This window comes from Gimesia sp., assembly GCF_048260065.1.
In the GTDB taxonomy this organism is placed as follows: Bacteria; Planctomycetota; Planctomycetia; order Planctomycetales; family Planctomycetaceae; genus Gimesia.
Genome location: NZ_JBLXHC010000009.1, coordinates 24,380 through 42,740 on the forward strand (window position 1 = coordinate 24,380; position 18,361 = coordinate 42,740).

At 52.1% G+C, this 18,361-nt stretch carries 16 protein-coding genes; 11 read left to right on the plus strand and 5 right to left on the minus strand.

Translation table 11 applies throughout. The features are described 5' to 3' along the window. Window positions 1-10: 10 nt before the first annotated feature. A complete protein-coding gene (locus ACN0YN_RS17330) occupies window positions 11-1,381 on the minus strand; it encodes a DUF1501 domain-containing protein (protein ID WP_417386290.1) in 1,371 nt (456 codons plus the stop codon). A gap of 256 nt (window positions 1,382-1,637) precedes the next feature. Here ACN0YN_RS17330 and ACN0YN_RS17335 point away from each other — a divergent pair, with 256 nt between their 5' ends. The 3 genes from ACN0YN_RS17335 (at window position 1,638) to ACN0YN_RS17345 (ending at window position 6,428) form a co-directional block, all read left to right on the plus strand. After that, complete coding sequence (locus tag ACN0YN_RS17335) at window positions 1,638-2,723, plus strand: class I SAM-dependent methyltransferase (protein WP_417386291.1); 1,086 nt, start codon at window positions 1,638-1,640, stop codon at window positions 2,721-2,723. A gap of 733 nt (window positions 2,724-3,456) precedes the next feature. Next, a complete protein-coding gene (locus ACN0YN_RS17340; RefSeq protein ID WP_417386292.1) occupies window positions 3,457-5,325 on the plus strand; it encodes a 2-oxoacid:acceptor oxidoreductase subunit alpha in 1,869 nt (622 codons plus the stop codon). An 80-nt stretch (window positions 5,326-5,405) separates the two neighbouring features. Continuing rightward, window positions 5,406-6,428 carry a 2-oxoacid:ferredoxin oxidoreductase subunit beta gene (locus tag ACN0YN_RS17345; protein WP_417386293.1) on the plus strand — a complete coding sequence of 341 codons (1,023 nt, stop codon included), beginning with the start codon at window positions 5,406-5,408 and terminating at the stop codon, window positions 6,426-6,428. An 83-nt stretch (window positions 6,429-6,511) separates the two neighbouring features. On the opposite strand, the gene dcd is transcribed toward ACN0YN_RS17345, so the two are convergent. Together dcd and nth are read right to left on the minus strand one after the other, a co-directional pair. Beyond that, a complete protein-coding gene (dcd, locus tag ACN0YN_RS17350; RefSeq protein ID WP_417386294.1) occupies window positions 6,512-7,081 on the minus strand; it encodes a dCTP deaminase in 570 nt (189 codons plus the stop codon). 138 nt (window positions 7,082-7,219) lie between these two features. After that, a complete protein-coding gene (gene nth, locus ACN0YN_RS17355; RefSeq protein ID WP_417386295.1) occupies window positions 7,220-7,921 on the minus strand; it encodes an endonuclease III in 702 nt (233 codons plus the stop codon). Window positions 7,922-8,054: 133 nt separating this feature from the next. Between nth and ACN0YN_RS17360 the strand changes: the two genes are divergently transcribed. Together ACN0YN_RS17360 and ACN0YN_RS17365 are read left to right on the plus strand one after the other, a co-directional pair. After that, on the plus strand, window positions 8,055-8,762 hold the full coding sequence (locus ACN0YN_RS17360) for an LON peptidase substrate-binding domain-containing protein (protein WP_417386296.1): 708 nt from the start codon (window positions 8,055-8,057) through the stop codon (window positions 8,760-8,762). Window positions 8,763-8,875: 113 nt separating this feature from the next. After that, window positions 8,876-10,471, plus strand: coding sequence for a sulfatase (locus tag ACN0YN_RS17365; RefSeq protein ID WP_417386297.1), 1,596 nt, complete (start codon window positions 8,876-8,878; stop codon window positions 10,469-10,471). A 9-nt stretch (window positions 10,472-10,480) separates the two neighbouring features. Here ACN0YN_RS17365 and ACN0YN_RS17370 read toward each other — a convergent pair whose 3' ends face one another. Next, entirely contained in the window at window positions 10,481-10,903 is a 423-nt protein-coding gene (locus ACN0YN_RS17370; protein WP_417386298.1) for a hypothetical protein, read from the minus strand. A 467-nt stretch (window positions 10,904-11,370) separates the two neighbouring features. On the opposite strand from ACN0YN_RS17370, the gene ACN0YN_RS17375 reads away from it, so the two are divergent. From ACN0YN_RS17375 to ACN0YN_RS17390, 4 genes are all read left to right on the plus strand, one after another. Further along, complete coding sequence (locus ACN0YN_RS17375; protein ID WP_417386299.1) at window positions 11,371-12,213, plus strand: transketolase; 843 nt, start codon at window positions 11,371-11,373, stop codon at window positions 12,211-12,213. Window positions 12,214-12,327: 114 nt separating this feature from the next. Continuing rightward, window positions 12,328-13,281: a transketolase family protein gene (locus tag ACN0YN_RS17380; RefSeq protein ID WP_417386300.1), complete on the plus strand. Its 954-nt coding sequence runs from the start codon at window positions 12,328-12,330 to the stop codon at window positions 13,279-13,281. Window positions 13,282-13,383: 102 nt separating this feature from the next. Continuing rightward, window positions 13,384-14,340 carry a GNAT family N-acetyltransferase gene (locus tag ACN0YN_RS17385; protein ID WP_417386301.1) on the plus strand — a complete coding sequence of 319 codons (957 nt, stop codon included), beginning with the start codon at window positions 13,384-13,386 and terminating at the stop codon, window positions 14,338-14,340. A gap of 187 nt (window positions 14,341-14,527) precedes the next feature. Then, on the plus strand, window positions 14,528-15,484 hold the full coding sequence (locus ACN0YN_RS17390; RefSeq protein WP_417386302.1) for an ornithine cyclodeaminase family protein: 957 nt from the start codon (window positions 14,528-14,530) through the stop codon (window positions 15,482-15,484). 26 nt (window positions 15,485-15,510) lie between these two features. Here ACN0YN_RS17390 and mazG read toward each other — a convergent pair whose 3' ends face one another. Continuing rightward, window positions 15,511-16,449, minus strand: coding sequence for a nucleoside triphosphate pyrophosphohydrolase (mazG, locus tag ACN0YN_RS17395; protein ID WP_417386303.1), 939 nt, complete (start codon window positions 16,447-16,449; stop codon window positions 15,511-15,513). Between the two features lie 108 nt (window positions 16,450-16,557). Here mazG and ACN0YN_RS17400 point away from each other — a divergent pair, with 108 nt between their 5' ends. Together ACN0YN_RS17400 and ACN0YN_RS17405 are read left to right on the plus strand one after the other, a co-directional pair. Then, complete coding sequence (locus ACN0YN_RS17400) at window positions 16,558-17,073, plus strand: hypothetical protein (RefSeq protein WP_417386304.1); 516 nt, start codon at window positions 16,558-16,560, stop codon at window positions 17,071-17,073. Between the two features lie 83 nt (window positions 17,074-17,156). Further along, a complete protein-coding gene (locus ACN0YN_RS17405; protein ID WP_417386305.1) occupies window positions 17,157-18,143 on the plus strand; it encodes an alpha/beta hydrolase family protein in 987 nt (328 codons plus the stop codon). The last annotated feature ends 218 nt before the right edge of the window (window positions 18,144-18,361 follow it).

Here is an 18,361-nt window from a genome sequence, read left to right on the forward strand (position 1 = left end):
TTGCAAAACCTCACGCAATAATTTCGGGCACGAGTCGGGCTTCGGGAACAACCGTGTGCGGGCGGTTGAGGGTGTCGTAGATCAGATGCTGATGGTCGATGCCCAGCAGGCGATACATGGTGGCGACGATGTCGCCAGGAGAGACGGGGCTGTGAGTGGGAACCGCGCCTGAGCGGTCGCTGGCTCCCAGGACGAAGCCGGGCTTGATCCCGCCGCCGGCCAGCATGATTGAATAACACGAATTCCAGTGATCACGACCGGCATTGTTATTGATCTTCGGGGTGCGGCCGAAATCGCCCAGCACGGCAACCAGCGTGCGCTGTAACATTCCCCGTTCGGCGAGGTCGGCGATCAGACTGCTACAGGCGGCGTCGAACTGAGGCAGGAGCTCGTTTTTCAGTTTGTTGAAGTTCTGACCGTGCGAGTCCCAGGTGGCATTCGCATGCGGCGCCCACGACATGGTGACGACACGCGTGTTGGCTTCAATCAGTCGGCGCGCCAGCAGTACGCTCTGTCCGTAGATGTTGCGGCCGTAGCGGTCGCGGACAGAGTCCGGTTCTTCGCTCAGTTTGAATGCCTTTTGGGCATTGTTGGATGTGAGCAGATCAAATGCCTGTCTCTGGAAATCATTCATCGAGGCCAGCGTCTGATTGGCATTGAGGTTCAAACCCTGATCGAGTGATGAGAGCAGGCCACGGCGGTTGTTCATGCGCTCCATGGCCAGACCTTCCGGCAGTGCCAGGTTACGCACATGAAAATTCGGTTGATTCGGATCGTCGAGCACCCAGAATGGATCGTAGGTCGCCCCCATGAAGCCCGCCAGAAATCCGGGCTGCAGCGGACCGGCGGCTCCTTCTTTCGTTTTGTAGGGAAGTGAGATATAAGGCAGCGATCCATTGGGCGCCGGTCGGAGTTTTGCGAGTACCGCTCCCGGGCAGGGATGATCGTCCGGTTTCGCACCGCCCCCCTGTTCGCCGCGATCGTGTCCGGTGAGTGCCGCATAGACGGCAGCCGCATGCGAATTGTTGACACTGTGATTCATCGAACGAATCAGAGTCGTGTGATGCATCTGTTGCGCCAGCAGCGGCAGGTGTTCGCAAACCTGAACCCCCTCCAGCGAACTGGCGATGGGATTGAATTCGCCCCGAATTTCAATCGGGCCGGACGGCTTCATGTCCCACATATCAAGATGGCTGGGGCCGCCGTTCAGAAACAGAATGATACAGGCATCGGCTTTCGCCGCAGGTCTGTTCGTCGGGCCTTCCGCGCTGGCCGCTTGAGAAGCCAGCAGTTGAGGCAGGGTAAGACCGGCGGTACCGAGCGCGCCTACTCTCAATAGTTCGCGCCGTGATAAGAGTCGGTCTGATAGTCTGCCAGGCATTCGCGATCTCCAGTTTTCGGATGGTTTCCGGTTGCGGAAGAGGCTCTATTTTAGCACTCGACACCTGTGTAAGTCTATCGCGCAAGCGGTTCTTTATGTATCTGACGGAGAAAGTGGGATCTCGGGTCGTTTTTTTCAAAATAAGCGGTAACATTCGGCCAGCTTCTTCGCTCAGTAGTTTAACTGCGGGATTGTCTGGGCCCCTGTGAACAGGAAAAAGGTTAAATCAACAGAATCAATCAGAAAGGGATTCAAAATGTGTAACAACTGTAATCTGAATATTGATGCGGAGCGAACAGACGAATTCGGACAGAAACTGCTGCAGATCGTCAATCACAGTGCGTTGTCTTTCATGCTTTCCATCGGTCACCGGGCCCGGCTGTTTGACATCATGAGCGACATGGAACATGCCACCAGCGAGGCCATCGCAGAGCAGACCGGCCTGAATGAACGTTATGTCCGCGAGTGGCTGGGAGCGATGGTTACCGGTGGCATCATGGAATACGACCCGGTCTTGAAAACCTATTTTCTTCCCGCCGAGCATGCTGCTTTGCTGACACGGGCCGCCGGTTCCAACAATTTTGCGACGACCATGCAGTGGTTTTCCGTGCTCGGTTCTGTGGAAGATCAGATCGTTGACTGCTTCAGTGCAGGGGGCGGGGTTCCTTATTCCGAGTTTGCCCGCTTCCATGAAGTAATGGCCGAGGAGAGTTATAACTCGGTCGTTTGTGGGTTATTCGAACATATTCTGCCACTGGTGCCCGGGCTGGAAGACAGGCTGAAAACCGGCATTGATGTGCTGGATATCGGTTGTGGCAGCGGCCTGGCATTGATTGAAATGGCAGCCGCTTTTCCCGAAAGCCGCTTTACCGGCTTCGATATTTCCGAAGAGTCGATTGGCCGGGCTCAGGCTTCAGCCGCCGGCCGGGGCGTGACTAATGTCACGTTCCGTGTGCAGGATGTCTCGCAGATGAATCTGACGGACACCTTTGATCTGATCACTGCCTTCGATGTAATTCACGACCAGGCCAGACCGGACCAGGTGCTTCGTGAAGTGAATGCCGCTCTGAAACCGGGAGGCACTTTCCTGATGCAGGACATCGCTGCCTCCAGCAATGTGGAGCAGAACATCACCAATCCTCTGGGGCCGATGTTCTATACGATCTCGACCATGCATTGCATGACCGTATCACTGGCACAGGGGGGCGCGGGGCTGGGGACCTGCTGGGGGAAAGAGCTGGCCTGTTCGATGCTGGAAGATGCAGGCTTCAATAATATCGATGTTCAGGAGCTGCCTCACGATATTATGAATTATTTTTACACGATGACGAAAATGAGTTGAACTGGTTGTTGTGAACCGTGTCTCAACAGGGAGTAGAAGCGTTATGTTTCTACTCCCTGTTTTCATTGCACTTAGGGGCATTGATTTCGCAGACCTTGATCTGAAAACGGATTGAGAACCAAAAATTGGATAATATGGTTTAATTTAAGTTGGATGAATGAAATGTCTGCCTATAATTTTAATTGAGGGCAGGTCTGTCGCATCTCATGAGAGAAAATCTGAAGAATCAGGAAAGAATGTGATGTTTAAGGCCTTTCCAAGTGTTGAATATAGTGCAAAAATGCCGATTATAAGGAATAAATCTGTTACGTAGAGTTTGCCGTTCAATGGAGTGATGGTAAACAGGCCGTGATAGAAAGCACGGATGTCTGGAGCCGGAACTTCAATACTCGAAAGGGATTGAAAGGTATCGCCCGACATACGAACTAATGCATGTAAATTGTGAAAACCAAGTGTGGCCTACTCCTGCATATTTCCCTCCTTCTATCGAGTCTGAAGCAATTCAGACTCGAGCCATGTCCGAGAGAGCACATCGCGTTTTCCACGGTTTTAACTTTTCAGTGATGAAGTGTCTGGTTTTTCGTTATAGAGAAACAGGACCAGACCAGCGAATCCGTTATTTGAACGAACGGCAGTAGCCATCACCGGGGAGCCAGAACATTAAAAATATTTTTTCATTCAACTGAGACTGTACCGCCTGAAGTCAGGCGACTACCGGGGAGTAAACAAAAGAATGTCGACCACTGATGTGTCTGGTGCTAATGGCAAAATCAGCGAACAACTGGATGCTGTTGTAATTCGTTTTTGTGGAGATAGTGGCGATGGAATGCAGCTTGCCGGCACGCAGTTCACGAATGTGTCCGCCGTCTTCGGTAACGATGTCAGCACACTGCCTGACTTTCCTGCAGAAATTCGCGCACCCGCCGGTACTCTGGGCGGAGTCAGTGGTTTCCAGATCTGTTTCTCCAGCTCAGACATTTACACACCCGGCGATGAAGTCGATACTTTAATTGCCATGAATCCTGCGGCGCTGAAAACCAACCTCGTCGATCTCAAGCGGGGCGGGACGCTGATCGTCAATGAAGATGCCTTCGAGAAATCGAATCTCTCTAAAGCCGGTTACGACAGTAACCCGCTGGACGACGAAGAATCTCTGGCTGCCTACCAGCTTCAGAAAGTGCCAATGACCAGCCTGACGCGCGATGCTGTCGCCGAGCTGGGACTTTCGCCTCGTGAAGCTGAACGCTGCAAAAACTTTTTCGCGATGGGTCTGGTCTACTGGCTCTATCAGCGCGATGCGACCCCGACCGAAGAGTGGGTCAAAAGCAAATTCGCCAAAAAACCGGAACTGGTCGAAGCGAACCTGAAAGCACTGCACGCCGGTTATAACTACGGTATTACAACTGAAGCGATTACCGTGCATTACCGCGTCGATCCTGCGGATCTGCCACCCGGTAATTATCGCAAGGTAACCGGTAACGAAGCTTTGGCATTCGGTTTTGTCACTGCCGCTAAACTGGCCGGCAAGCAGCTGTTCTATGGCGGGTATCCGATTACTCCCGCCAGCGATATTCTGCACGAACTTTCCAAGCTGAAAAACTTCAATGTGGTTACCTTCCAGGCGGAAGATGAAATCGCTGCGATTACCAGTGTTGTCGGTGCTTCTTACGCCGGCGATCTGGCGATTACAGCCAGTAGTGGTCCCGGCATCGCACTTAAAGGTGAAGGGATTGGACTGGCAGCGATTATGGAATTGCCGCTGGTTGTAGTCGACGTGCAACGCGGCGGACCCAGTACCGGGCTGCCTACCAAAACAGAACAGTCGGACCTGTATATGTGCATGTTTGGCCGCAACGGTGACTGCCCGATGCCTCTGGTTGCACCTGCGACACCAGCAGACTGTTTCGAGATGGCACAAGAGGCGCTGCGGATCGCTGTGGAATTCATGACACCCGTGCTGTTGCTCAGTGACGGTTACATTGCCAATGGTGCCGAGCCCTGGAAGATTCCCGAGATCTCCTCGCTCAAACCAATTCCCGTCGTCCAGGAAAATACACAGACGGATGGGGAATTCATGCCTTACCTGCGGAATGAAAAGAAAACCCGTCCCTGGGTCGTACCCGGCACACCCGGCTGTGAGCATCGCGTGGGAGGCCTGGAAAAATCAGACGTCACAGGTAACGTGAATTACTCTCCCGAAAACCACCAGTATATGACGACGCTCCGGGCTGAAAAAATTGCCGGGATCGCCGACTTCATTCCTGAGCAGGAGGTCGAAGGTCCTGAATCGGGAGACCTGCTGGTGATCAGCTGGGGGGGAACTTACGGTGCCGTCCGCACTGCTGTGAAACAGTCGATACAGGAAGGTTTGTCAGTAGCACATGCCCATATCCGCTATCTGAATCCGTTCCCCCGCAACCTGGGTGATGTGATCAAGAACTATAAGAAAGTCCTGATTCCCGAGTTGAATACCGGACAGTTAAGGATGATCATTCGCGGAACTTACCTGGCTGATGCCGTTGGCCTGAATAAAGTTCAGGGGAAACCGTTCCTGATCAGTGAAGTCAAAAATAAAATCAGAGAGATGATCAAAGAGAGCTGATCTCAATGAACGTCATCTGATCTGATACCATATAGAAACCAGTTTAAAAAACGAGTTATTGCGTTTAAGGATAGTTAAAAATGAGCGTTGATGTCACACTGCCTGTCCTCTCGCCAAAAGATTTTGCCAGCGATCAGGAAATCCGCTGGTGCCCACGCTGTGGCGATTACTCTATTCTCGCCCAGATGAAAAAAGTGCTGCCGACTCTGGGTATTCCCAAAGAGAAGTTCGTGTTCGTTTCCGGAATTGGCTGCTCCAGCCGGTTCCCGTATTACATGGACACCTACGGCATGCACAGTATTCATGGTCGGGCTCCTGCGGTTGCCACCGGAGTGAAGCTGGCCAACCCCGATCTGCAGGTCTGGGTGATCACCGGTGACGGCGATTCGCTGTCGATCGGCGGAAATCACTTCATGCACGTTCTGCGTCGTAACGTGGATCTGAAAGTGATCATGTTCAACAACCAGATTTATGGTTTGACCAAAGGTCAGTATTCTCCCACCAGTCCGACTGGTACGAAAACCAAGAGTACTCCTTTCGGTTCAGTGGATCGGCCTTTGAATCCGCTGTCGGTTGCCATCGGTGCCCGGGCGACATTCGCAGCCCGTTCCGTCGATGTCGATATCAAACACCTCTGCTACGTTCTCGAACGGGCAGCAAATCACAAAGGTTCTGCCTTTGTGGAAGTCTATCAGGACTGCAACGTGTTCAACTCAGGTGCGTTTGCCTTTGCTTCCAAAAAGGGAGAGAAGGAAGAGAACGTGATCTATCTTGAGCATGGCAAGCCGTTGATCTTTGGTAAAAATCGCGATAAAGGCGTTCGCCTCAACAGTCACGACCAGCCGGAAGTGGTCGAACTGGGTAAAGGAGTCACGGAAGACGATCTGCTGTTCCACGATGAAAAGTCAGAAGATATGAATCTGGCGTTTCTGCTGGCCAGCATGCGGTATCCGGAAATGCCGGAACCGATGGGAGTCTTCCGCTGTGTCGAACATCCAACCTACAACGAAGCCGTCTACAATCAGGTGGAATCCGCCACCGAACGAAACGGCGAAGGGGATCTGGAAGCACTGTTCAACACCGGTGATACCTGGACCGTGTAAACGGTTCAGAACCAAAATAAGAAAAGGCGTTACAGTCAATTCTGTAGCGCCTTTTTTGTTTGCATGTTTTCCGTAAGAGCAGACTACTGAGAAGCCTCTTCGCCGAATGAAAGTCGCATCTGGCGTGATTCCGCCGGGTCCAGTTCTTTGAACAACAGGCTGGGTTGGATGCCTTTATTGTTCTGGTACTTGTCACTGTTATAGGCGACAATTTCTCCAATCGCCGTGTTGTAAATGATCTGGCAGATGGCTACACCGGCATAAATCCGAACGGGCTGAGCAACCGTGATTTCCAGGGTCCAGTAACCACAAAACCCGATATCGCCGACACCGGCAGTCGCGTGTACGGAAATTCCCAGACGTCCGATGGAAGAGCGTCCTTCGAGGAGCGGCACCAGGTTGTGGGTTTCAGTCCGTTCGACAGTCCGTCCCAGGTAGAGTTGTCCGGGATAGAGCACCATGCCTTCTTCGGGGATGATGTATTTCCCCAGGCGGTTCGGGCGGGCCATATCCAGCACGATTTCCTCGTAGACCATCAACTCGTTATGCAGGCAGAGGTTATAGCTGTTCGGGTTCAGATATTTTTCATGATAGGGTTCAATGATAATATCTGTTCCCAGGCGTGCTTTGATTTCTTTCCCGGTCAGGATCATTGGCTTCTCATTATTGTGAAGGATGGAATAAAACTCTGCATACTGGAACCATAAACCGGTGCGCACCGGCTTTCAACAGTTCAGACGGACGTTTTCGGAAACAGAGCCAAGTACCGGCAGGCGACTGGTGATAAGCGTTCACTCCACGAGTGGCTTTAACCCGATCCGCGGGCAGATTTTCAGCAGGCTGCATTCCGTGCAGCGCGGCTTACGGGCCACACAGGTGGCGCGACCGTGCAGGATGACCCGATGGGAAAAGTCGATCCATTCTTTTTTGGGAAGCACTTCCATCAGGTCGCGTTCGATGATCTCCGGATTCTTGCTGGTCGTCAGCCCGAAGATGTTGCAGATGCGTTTGACGTGTGTATCGACAACGACGCCGCTGGGAATTCCGAATGCGGTTCCCAGCACCACATTGGCGGTCTTTCGTCCGACACCGGGTAACGCCACCAGATCTTTGAGCGTGCGGGGGATTTCGCCAGCATGTTCTTCGGTAACCGCTAACGCCATCTTGCGGATGTTGGTTGCTTTGGCGCGGAAGAAGCCGAGTGGGTACACAATCTTTTCGACATCTTCCTGTTTACTGGCTGCCAGTTTTTCTGCAGTCGGATATTTTTTGAACAGGGTCGGCGTGGTGGCATTCACGCGCTCGTCAGTGCATTGCGCGGAGAGAATGGTCGCGACCAGCAGCTGGAATGGGGAATCGTGGATCAACGCACATTCTGGTTCCGGGAACAGTTTTGCCAGCCCGCGTGCGATTTTACGGGCATGTTTCTTTTTGTCATCAAGTGAGTCGCTATAACCGGAACCTGACGCGACCTGCGATTTTTTTTTAGCCATATTCTGCGTGACAATTCCCAAATTGGAGTGCTACTCTGACTGGCATGATTTGAACCAGCCAGCTGAGATTCATGAATGGACTCAGTATGGAGCACTCGGATTGGTTTTTCAATGTACGGGGTTGGAATATATAATGGTAACAGACAACGCAGTAATCGAGCAGCAGTTAAAGTCCGTCTCCGGAATGGTTCCCGTATTGAAACTGGACGATTTCGTGCTCCTGCCGCATTCTGTCATTCCACTCCGCCTGACCGATCCCGCCGACTGTCAGCTGATCGATGAAGCGCTCGCCACGCATGGTATTATCGCCGTCGATTTCAAACAGACGTGCCCTGCAACCGGCGCTGAACTTTCAACGGAGTCGGAAATTCGTACTGTTTGTGTCGCGTCTGTTCTGACGCCGTATCAGTTTAAATCAGGAGCCCGTTCAATTCTTTTGCAGGGGTTGTGTCGCGCACAGATGGTGGTGTTGCAGAAATCGGAATTGCCTTACACGAAAGCACTGCTGGATCTGCAAACCGATTGCTATCCAGATCAGCCAGTCATTCACCGCGAACATCGACAGCTGGAACTGCTGGAACTCTATGCCCGCATCTATATGGATCATGCTTCCAATCCGCTGTATTATCACCAGCTGCACCGCGAAGTCAGTCTGGGCACGCTCTGTGATACACTCGCCGGGACAATCAGGCTGGAACCTGCTCTCAGCCAACTGCTGCTGAAAGAACAGGATGTCGACCTCCGCAGTGATCTTCTGTTGAGCTTTCTCAAAAACAGGCATCGTGAACGGCAGCAGAATCCCGCAGCAGGAGCTCGCTTGACCGACTTCAGTTGTAACTGAGCGTCGCGAACCTTTCTTTCTTGAGACCGCTTCTCCAGTCGCGTAAGATAAAAGTTCAATCTTACCGACCTCACTGCTTCCACCCTGGATGGCTCTACTGGAGAACAGTTGAAATGAAAAACCGTTTGACCGCAGCGTTAACTCTGTTACTTCTCGGCATGCTCTGTACGGGAATTGTCAAAGCGGAATCAAAGACAGCAGCGAAAAAACGTCCAAACATTCTGTTCTGTATTGCCGACGATGCTTCCTTCCCTCATATGGGCGCGTATGGTTGTTCCTGGGTCAAGACGCCTGGTTTTGATCGGGTGGCGCGGGAAGGTCTGCTCTTCAACAATGCCTATACGCCGAATGCCAAGTGTGCGCCGTCACGGGCCTGTATTCTGACGGGCCGCAACTCGTGGCAGTTGAAAGAAGCCGGCAACCACATGGCGTTTTTCCCGCCGGAGTTTAAAACGTACGTCGAATCACTGGCGGACGCGGGTTACTCTGTGGGGAAGACCGCGAAGGGCTGGGCACCTGGTGTTGCCGTTGATGCGAACGGCAAGCGCCGTGATCTGGCAGGTCCCGCGTTCAACCAGAAAAAGACGAAGCCACCCGCCAGCGGAATTTCACCCATCGACTACGCTGCCAACTTTGAACTGTTCCTCAAAAAAAGTGGGGATAACAAGCCATGGTGTTTCTGGTATGGCGGTTTCGAACCGCATCGGGGTTATGAATATGGTGCGGGGATCAAGAATGCCGGCAAGAAGATCAGCGATATTGATCGGGTTCCCGCTTACTGGCCTGATAACGAAACTATTCGCACGGATATGCTCGACTATGCTTACGAGATTGAATACTTCGACCAGCATCTGGTCCGCATGCTGAATCTGCTCGAATCGCGTGGGGAACTGGATAATACGATTGTTGTTGTGACTGCCGACAATGGAATGCCGTTCCCACGAGTGAAAGGACAGGAATATGAACGTTCCAATCATCTGCCGCTGGCCATCATGTGGAAGCAGGGGATTCCCACCGGTAACCGGGTGATTGAAGATTATGTCAGTTTCATCGACTTCGCTCCGACATTTCTGGAAGCCGCTGGATTGAATGCAGAAGCAGCCGGCATGCAGCCGATTACCGGGCGCAGTCTGACAGATATTTTCCAGTCCGAAAAATCTGGCATTGTCAATCCGAAGCGGGACCACGTTCTCATTGGTAAAGAACGCCACGATATCGGCAGGCCCCATGATCAGGGATATCCGATTCGAGGCATCGTGAAACAGGGGATGCTCTATCTCAAAAATGACGAACCCGGCCGCTGGCCCGCCGGTAATCCCGAGACCGGATATCTCAACTGCGATGGCAGCCCGACCAAGTCGGTGATTCTGCAACTGCGCCGCGACGGGAAACAGACAGACTTCTGGGACTGGGCATTCGGGAGACGACCTGCGGAAGAACTGTATGCCACCAGCGAAGATCCACACTGCATGCAGAATCTGGCAGCAAAACCGGAATTTCAGGATGTAAAGAATTCACTGAAAAAACAGCTGCAGGAGGAGCTGACGGTTCAGCAAGATCCGCGGGTACTCGGGAACGGTTCCGTCTTTGAGAAGTATCAGTATTCCGATCCCCGTACGCGGAATTTTTATGAACGCTATATGCAGGGGGAAAAAATCAAAGCCGGCTGGGTTAACGAAACCGATTTTGAGTCAGGACCGCTTGACTGAAATCAGCGGTTAAGTCGCGTCATTTTCCGCAGACAGATAGCCGGCGGAAGACTGGAAGTATTTCTGACGACGTCGATTCGAATCCTGTGACGCTGCCGAGAGCCCCGCTTTCAGATCTTCCAGATTTGCCTGGCAGTAGCGACAGCCGGTCTCTGTTAAATGGAATTCGATAAAGGCATGATACTCAGGAGGCAGTGTTTCGAGCAGATAGCCTCCCAGCTGGCTCCGAGAAGGGCAGCTCATGCGATTTCGTCTCCAGATTTCTCCGACTGAATGTACGCCGTCATTCCGCTGGCGTGACAGCGTCGCCAGGCGGACCCGGAGTGAGTCAGAATGACGTAGCGCGTCTTCAACCTGAGACATCAACGCTACCGAGAGATTCTCATCCAGGTAGGCCAGCAGTTCCTGGTCTGTAAACGGTAATTCTGACATGAGTTGAGGGCCTCATTGCTGAAAGAGTCTGAGCTGTATTGCTCGAAAGAACTGTTTCTATTATGCGGGAACAGTCTCTGGCTTTAAAGGTAATTTGTATAAACAGTTGTGTATTTCCCTAAAACCGAGACCGCGTGTGACCCGGATCAAAGTGCGAGGAGCGACTTGTGAATCTATCGAAAATCGGGTGACGTAAGTCCTTTTCCAGTCTGTCAAACGGGTTTCTCTTGTCAGTATGGTTGTCGCTGGCAGCTTTGCTCGTTAGCATACCCTTAATACATCGACGCGCTTAAGTTGCGCCTGGTGGCGCGTGAATGCTGTCGCCGCTCAATCTACGGTGACCCGGTTTCGGCACCGCACTTCTTCAGTCATGTAGAATCTGTTCGTCACATCAGCAAACTGAAGGAAGTGAGTCGGTAGAGGGCAGGGTGACTTTTGGTCTGTTTAGAAGAATTGAAGGAAGTACAGTGGCTGCTCAAGCAAATGCTTTATCATTGGAAGAATTGAAGGAAAAAGGGAAAGTCCTTCGTCGTCTGATCATTCGTATGACCACTGAAGCCGGCAGCGGACACCCCAGCAGCAGCCTGTCTGCTGTGGAAGTCGTGAATGCACTCTGGTTTGGTGGCTTCATGAAATATGATCCTGCAAACCCCACCTGGGAAAGTCGCGATCGTTTCATTCTGAGTAAAGGCCACGCGGTTCCCGTGCTGTACGCAGCCATGGCGGAAGCTGGTTACTTCTCTGAAGATGATGTGATGACACTCCGCAAACTGGGCAGTCCGTTCGAAGGACACCCCAACATGAAACGTCTGCCCGGGATTGAAGCCTCGACAGGTTCGCTGGGTCAGGGGCTTTCACTGGGCATCGGGCAGGCCCTCGGCGCACGCTTGAACGACAACGGCTCCAACGTCTTCGTCATCATTGGTGACGGGGAAATGGGGGAAGGTCAGGTCTGGGAAGCATTAGCCGCTGCTGAAAAATTCAAGCTGGGCAACCTGACTGCGATCATCGATCAGAACGGATTTCAGCAGACTGGTGCGACTCAGGATGTGCTCGATCTGGGTAGCTTCGAAGAAAAGATCGCGGCGTTCGGCTGGTATACACAGACGATTGACGGCAACGACCAGGCGGCGGTTGTGGAAGCCCTGGAAAATGCAGCCAAGGTCACAGATCGTCCTAAAGCGATTATTTCAAAGACGAAAAAAGGGTATGGAATTCTTCCCATCCTGGAAGAAACCGGCGATGTGAACTATCACGGTAAGCCGCTTTCACCAGAACTGGCAGAAAAAGCACTGGCGTTTCTAGCTTAGAACCCTGCCGGCAGGTGTTCCTGAACGGAAACGGTTCCGGTAAGTTGAACATCGCTGGAAGATCGAAACAGATAACATCTACAGTTAACATAGACTAAAAGAGACTAAATTATTATGTATTTAGGCGAACAGAGTGGATTGAAAATCGGACAAGCCACCCGTGATGCATTTGGTGATGCATTAAAAGAACTGGGTGATAAATATCCGGGTATCGTGACGGTGGACGGTGACGTCGGGAACTCAACCCGAACCGAAGTCTTTGCGAATGCCTATCCGGATCGGTCCTTTAACGTCGGGATCGCAGAAAGCAACATGGTCAGTGTGGCCGGCGGTCTGGCATCTACGGGACATATCCCGGTTGTTGCCAGTTTTGCCGCATTCCTGTTATGTAATGCATACGACCAGATCAGAATGTCGATTTCATTTCCGAATATGAACGTCAAACTCGTCGGAACCCACGCCGGGATTTCTATCGGAGAAGATGGTCCTTCTCAGATGGGCATTGAAGATGTTTCGCTGGCCTGCAGTCTGCCTGGCATGGTGGTGATTGTCCCCGCTGATGCCGTTTCCACCAAAGCAGCAACTACAGCGATGATCGAACACGAAGGACCCGTTTACCTGCGTCTGGGACGCCCCAAAGTGTCCGAGATCTATTCCGAGGGTGATACCTTCGAGATCGGCAAAGCCAATACGGTTCGTGAAGGCGACGATGTTACGATTATTGCAAACGGCCTGATGGTTGCTGGTGCGATGGATGCTGCTACCAGACTGGCTGAAGAAGGCATGAGTGTGCGTGTGATTGATATGCATACTGTGAAACCACTGGATGTAGAAGCCATCCAGAAAGCGGCACATGAAACCGGTGCGATTGTTGTTGCTGAAGAGCATCTCTCACACGGTGGACTGGGATCTGCGGTGGCAATGGCGGTTTCACAAACCAATCCGGTTCCCATGGCTTACGTGAATGTAGGTGATTGTTTCGCAGAAAGTGGAGATCCCCAGGGGCTGCTGGATAAATATGGTCTGACTGCTGCTGCGATTGTCGAAGCTGTCAAAAAAGTAAAGTAAGGAATCACACTGGCTCTCTTGGGAATTTACAAGAGGGCTTTTTCTGTTCCTGTGTCAGAATATCTGATTCTAAGTCCCATTCACATTTTGTGAGAAAACTTTGTGACTGAGTTTCGCGCCTTTCATAATACCGACCCGCCTCATCTGCTGAAGCTATGGCACACCGCAGGACTGGGTAGAGGAGCCGCGGAATGCCTCAGTAATGATGCTTTCGAAGTGCTGATTTTCTCGCAGCCCTACTTCGATCCCGAAGGACTGATCATTGCAGAAGAGAACGGCGAACACATTGGTTTTGTGCTGGCCGGCTTCGGAGCCAATGACAAAGGTTCTGCACTGGACTATACCAAAGGGGTCATCTGCGCCGTCATTGTACATCCGAATTTCCGTCGCAAGGGAATCGGCCGCGAACTCGTTCAACGGGCAGAAGACTACCTGAAATCCAAAGGGGCTACAGAAATCACGGCAGGACCTTCCGGCTTACTTTCCCCCTACCTGGTAGGCCTGTATGGCGGCACCCGTCCTTCCGGTTTTCTACTGTCAGACCCGCTGGCGGCACCATTTTTTGAATCGATCGGCTACGATTCGGTTGGCTCAACCCGCATCTATCAGCGCGATCTGCTGGGACAGAAACCGCCGATCAAATTCCACCTGGTCAATATCCGCCGGAAAATGCAGTTGAATATTTCCGATGATTACCAGGCACCCAACTGGTGGTGGCTCACTCGAATGGGGCGACTCGAAACATTGCACTTTGAGCTCGCTTCCAAAACAGGTGAGCCGGCAGTTGCCTCTGCGACCATTGTCGGTCTGGATCTCTACATCCCCAAATGGGAAGAACGCGTGATCGGGCTGACCGACGTGTTTGTGAATCAAGAGGAACGCGGTAAAGGGTACGGCCAGTCGTTACTGCTGGAAATTGCCCGCCGACTACAGGATGAACTGATCACCAAACTTGAACTGCATGTCGATGAAACCAATACGGTTGCCTGGAATGTCGCCGAGGCGGTTGGCTACTATCAGGTTGATACTGGTATTGTATATCAACGGATTTCAGGTTAGCGTGTAATAAGATGCTGATGTCGGTTTTGAGGGTGACATCAGCAGCGCGCTACTGTGATTTTGGAAATGTACTGGAGCGCACCACATTTAACCATAGCGTCTCTCGATCTGTGTTATTCGGCTCAGATGAATCGGGAGATGTTACAGTCAACCTGGACACAAGCTACACTTGAAAAGGTAACCGTACATGGCGGCACTGTATATCACCGAAGATGACGTTCGCTCTCTGATGGATATGGAGAAATCTCTGCTGATCACACACAAGGTCTTCAAGGAACTTGCCGCCGGTCGCGCAAATAATGAGCCCCGGCAACGTGTCAAAGCTCCCGGTATCATGCTGCACACCATGTCTGCTGCCAGCGAATATCTCGGTTATGTCGGCTGGAAAGCATACACGACGACCAGAGAAGCAGCCCAGTTCCACGTCGCCATCTACGATCAGGAGTCCGGTGAAATGCGGGCGCTGATCGAAGGGGACTTCCTCGGCCAGCTTCGTACCGGTGCTGCCAGCGGAGTGGCAACCGAATACATGGCGCGACCCGATTCCAAAGTCGTCGGTCTGTTCGGCACCGGGCTCCAGGCGCGTACGCAATTGCAGGCCATCTGTTTAACCCGAAAAATCGAATTCGTCTCGGTCTACTCGCGTAACTACGAACATTGCAGTAAGTTCGCTGAAGAAATGACCGAACTGTGTGATGTTGAGGTGACCGCCTCACATTCTCCCGATGAGACGGCAGCCGAAAAAGACATCGTCATCTGCGCTACCAGTAGTAAAACGCCACTGTTTGACGGGCGTGTGCTTGATGAAGGGACGCACCTCAATGTGATCGGCGCCAATCATCGCTCGCGACGGGAAATCGACCGTACGACCATTAAACGGGCTGACGTGATTGTCTGTGATGATATCGAGCAGTGCAAAATTGAAGCAGGCGACTTCATGCAGCCTGTCGACGAAGGCATTACCGACTGGCGATTGATGCACAATTTATGTGAGATTGTCGCCGAACGCGAAACCGGCCGCGCTACCGATGACCAGGTCACACTGTTTAAATCCGTCGGGCTGGCGGTCGAAGATATCGCCATGGGTGCCAAAGTTTATGAACTGGCCCTCGAAGAAGGGCTGGGCGTTGACCTGCCATTTTAAAACAGCTGTCCCGAATAATAAATCATTCAGATGTCCCGTTTTTCCTGTTGCTTGACTGCCTGGTAGATCTGCTCCATTTCCTGCAGTGATGCTTCCTGAATGGAACCGCCGGTCCGTTCCAGTTCCTGTTCAATTTTCTGCACGCGCTGTTGAAACTTGCTGTTACTTTTACGGAGTGCTTCCTCGGGATTGATCTTCCAGCGGCGGGCGATATTGGCGACCACAAACAGGATGTCGCCCAGTTCCCCTTCCACCCGTTCACGCAGTTCCGGGTCTGCGAGTTCCGTATCAGCGACAATGTCCGCATCCACGGTTGCCGGCGTGTGAGGAATCTGACCGTCGGGGAATATTTCATCCGCCAGTTCCTGGATCTCTTCCCGCAGCTTATCAAACAGCATGTCGCGATGCGGGAAATCGTATCCCACTTTCGCTGCTTTCTCTGCCACGCGTGAGGCGCGTGCCAATGCCGGTAATGCAGCAGGCAGCCCATCAAAGATGGAACGTCGCTGCTTTTCCTGCTCTTTGATCTGGTCCCAGTTGCGACGGACTTCATCCGGTGTCTCTGCAGCGACATCGCCGAACACATGCGGATGGCGTTCGATCATTTTCTGAGTCAGTCGGTCGACGACATGCGTCAGATCAAATCGACCTTCGTCGGCGGCAATCTGGGAGTCGAGTACAATCTGCAGCAACAGATCACCGAGTTCCTCAATAATGTGTTCATCATTGCCGGAATCGATGGCTTCCAGCAGTTCGTAGGTCTCTTCCAGCGTATAAGGCTTGATCGTTTCCAGCGTCTGTGCCCGATCCCAGGGGCAGCCTTCCGGAGATCGCAGGCGGGCGATTACATCGCAAAGCTTTTCAAAAGCGGGGGTTAGGATGCTATAATCAGGGGGAGTCCCCGGCTGCGGGCTGCCCGCGTCCGTTGATCCCGCTGGCTGTGATTGCTGATTGGATTCTGTCATATGTTTGACCGGTTGATTCACCTGTGAGCGGTTATCGTGTAGGATTAGGGTATCGTAGCGAATTCACTTCGTTCTGAAAATTCACAATGAAAATGAGAGGCCGAAATCATGAGTTTTCTCAAGAATCGTTTTTTGACTGTCTGTGTGCTGCTGCTGACTTCTGTGGCAGTTTCTCAAGCATTACAGGCTGCAGAGCAGGATGCAGGTTCCAGCGAGCAGGCGAAACTGGAACAAAAACTGGAAAAGCAGATGAGCGGGGCAACGCTCGTGGGGCATTTCAGCGTTGATGGAAAACAGAACAACAAACCACCCCGTGAAGAACGCTATGAGATCGCCTCCATGAAAAAACTGCAGGGGGATCAGTGGCTGATCACTGCCCGGATTAAATATGGGAATAACGACGTCAACGTACCGATGCCTCTGAATGTCTTCTGGGCTGGCGACACTCCTGTCATTTCGCTGACCGAGATGACCATCCCAGGTCTGGGAACGTTCACGTCTCGCGTGATGTTCTTCGAAGGCCGTTATGCTGGTACCTGGCAGCATGGAAAAGTGGGGGGAAATCTCTGGGGTAAAATTGAATACGCCGACCAGAAATCAGAATCACAGGAAGAGAAAGAATAACCGTGTCGTATCAAACAACTGGGGAAACCGCATCCATGTCAAAACTCGTATTGTTACTTCTTTTTGTCTCAGGAATTTGTTCTTTGAATCCGGAATCTCTGTCAGCAGCGGAAAAAGGATCTGAGACGAAACCGAAGCCGGCAAAGCTGGAGCTCATCAAAGTCAAAAGCAGTCTGGATCAGAGTTTACAGCCTTCCATGCTCTGGGCTCCCGCTACTGCGAAAACAACGCCGACCCCTCTGTTTGTCTTTCTGCATTCCTGGAGCGGCAATTACAAGCAGAATAATGCGAAGTGGCTGCAGGAAGCAGAACAGCGCGGCTGGATTTATCTGCACCCTGATTTTCGGGGCGTCAATCAGCAGCCCGAAGCCTGTGGATCCCGGCTGGCACGTCAGGATATTCTGGACGCCATCGATTATGTCATTAAACACTACGACGTAGACCAGTCCCGTATTTATCTCGCCGGTTCTTCCGGAGGCGGGCACATGACAATGTTGATGGCCGGTCATCATCCCGATCGTTTCTCTGCTGCTTCCGCCTGGGTCGGCATCAGCGATCTGGCTGAGTGGTACCGCTTCCATCTGAAAGACGGTGTGCCTCAGAATTATGCCCGTATGATTTTAAAATCATTGACCGACAAACCTGGTACTTCTGATGAGATTGATGCCGAGTACCGCGATCGCTCTCCTCTGTTCTGGATCGGCAACGCGACGGAATTACCACTCGATCTCAACGCCGGTGTGACAGACGGTAAAACAGGTTCCGTTCCTTTCGCCAATACGATAAATGCATTTAATGTTCTCGCGAAAAAGAACCACACGACTCCCGTCTCCGAAGAGGAGATTGAACAGTTGTGGGAACTGGGAACACTGAAAGATCCTCAGCCCTCGGATCAGGTGACCGATGAAACCTACGGACGCGAGATTCATCTCCGACGAAAATCAGGCAATGCACGTGTGACGATTTTCCAGGGCGGTCATGAAGGTTTACCGGAACCCGCCTGTGAATGGCTGTCAAAACAGTCACGAGATACATCTGGTTTCGGCAAGAGTACGCCAGAGTCACGCTGAAACTGCCGTGAACGGTCTCTCTGGAGAAGCAGTGTCGACCAGGCAGGATGAATAAAGGCTGCGGGCTGCGTGTATTATACGGATTCTTTCACACCGGCAATCGAATCAATGGCTCGCAGCCCGATTCGGTCGATTGAGTATTCAAACCGGGTACTTCAATCGCATACAATGGAACCTGCCTCAAAAACTTTTGATGAGCGTGCGAATCATTCAACCTG

Coding starts and splice junctions, on each gene's coding strand:
- ACN0YN_RS17330 (WP_417386290.1), bottom strand. CDS start 1,381: ATGCCTGGCAGACTATCAGACCGACTCTTATCACGGCGCGAACTATTG.
- ACN0YN_RS17335 (WP_417386291.1), top strand. CDS start 1,638: ATGTGTAACAACTGTAATCTGAATATTGATGCGGAGCGAACAGACGAA.
- ACN0YN_RS17340 (WP_417386292.1), top strand. CDS start 3,457: ATGTCGACCACTGATGTGTCTGGTGCTAATGGCAAAATCAGCGAACAA.
- ACN0YN_RS17345 (WP_417386293.1), top strand. CDS start 5,406: ATGAGCGTTGATGTCACACTGCCTGTCCTCTCGCCAAAAGATTTTGCC.
- dcd (WP_417386294.1), bottom strand. CDS start 7,081: ATGATCCTGACCGGGAAAGAAATCAAAGCACGCCTGGGAACAGATATT.
- nth (WP_417386295.1), bottom strand. CDS start 7,921: ATGGCTAAAAAAAAATCGCAGGTCGCGTCAGGTTCCGGTTATAGCGAC.
- ACN0YN_RS17360 (WP_417386296.1), top strand. CDS start 8,055: ATGGTAACAGACAACGCAGTAATCGAGCAGCAGTTAAAGTCCGTCTCC.
- ACN0YN_RS17365 (WP_417386297.1), top strand. CDS start 8,876: ATGAAAAACCGTTTGACCGCAGCGTTAACTCTGTTACTTCTCGGCATG.
- ACN0YN_RS17370 (WP_417386298.1), bottom strand. CDS start 10,903: ATGTCAGAATTACCGTTTACAGACCAGGAACTGCTGGCCTACCTGGAT.
- ACN0YN_RS17380 (WP_417386300.1), top strand. CDS start 12,328: ATGTATTTAGGCGAACAGAGTGGATTGAAAATCGGACAAGCCACCCGT.
- ACN0YN_RS17390 (WP_417386302.1), top strand. CDS start 14,528: ATGGCGGCACTGTATATCACCGAAGATGACGTTCGCTCTCTGATGGAT.
- mazG (WP_417386303.1), bottom strand. CDS start 16,449: ATGACAGAATCCAATCAGCAATCACAGCCAGCGGGATCAACGGACGCG.
- ACN0YN_RS17400 (WP_417386304.1), top strand. CDS start 16,558: ATGAGTTTTCTCAAGAATCGTTTTTTGACTGTCTGTGTGCTGCTGCTG.